2 pseudogenes are annotated in these 630 nt (G+C 73.7%); one reads left to right on the forward strand and one right to left on the reverse strand.

Annotation, left to right across the window (positions count from 1 at the left end):
• Positions 1-154 (reverse strand): annotated as a pseudogene (locus tag Q0848_RS19115) (sensor histidine kinase); the annotation flags it as partial.
• 150 nt (positions 155-304) lie between these two features.
• On the opposite strand from Q0848_RS19115, the pseudogene Q0848_RS18905 reads away from it, so the two are divergent.
• Positions 305-630, forward strand: a pseudogene (locus Q0848_RS18905) (ABC transporter permease); the annotation flags it as partial.

A 630-nucleotide genomic window follows, 5' to 3' on the forward strand; every position in this document is an offset into this window, starting at 1 on the left:
TCAGGGCGAAGACCGCGCACAGGGCGAGGGGCAGCGCGCGAGGCGGGCCGCCGAGGGCGACGTTGACCACGACCAGGGCCAGCAGTGCGGCGAAGAGCACGTGCAGGCCGGTGCGCAGGCCGACGAAGACGGGGGTGAGGGCGCTGTGTGCCATGGCGTGCTCACCGTAGGAGCGGGGACGGCCACCAGCCATCAACCGAAAGTCGGCCCGAAGGACCGACCTTCCCGGCGATGCCCGGGACAGGCCCTGACGGCCAGGCTCGAGCTGCGCCACGGAGACGCCGGGGCGCAGGAAGGATTCCCCGTGTTCGTCGCCTGGCGCGACCTGCGCTTCGCCCGCGGCCGTTTCGTGCTCATCGGCGCGGTCGTCGCGCTCATCACCCTGCTCGTCGGCTTCCTCGCCGGCCTGACCGGGGGCCTGGCCTCCCAGAACGTCTCCGCGGTGCTCGAGCTGCCCGGTGACCGGCTCGTGCTGCAGCAGCCGGCCGACGGCCGGCCCAGCTTCAGCGAGTCCACCCTGCAGGCCGGCACCGTCCAGATGTGGCGCGGGGCACCCGGGGTCGACCAGGTGCTGCCGGTCGGGATCACCCAGACTCGCGCCGAGGCCGGGCAGACGTCCACGCCTGTCGC

The organism is uncultured Pseudokineococcus sp. (genome assembly GCF_947495735.1).
Lineage (GTDB): Bacteria > Actinomycetota > Actinomycetes > Actinomycetales > Quadrisphaeraceae > Pseudokineococcus.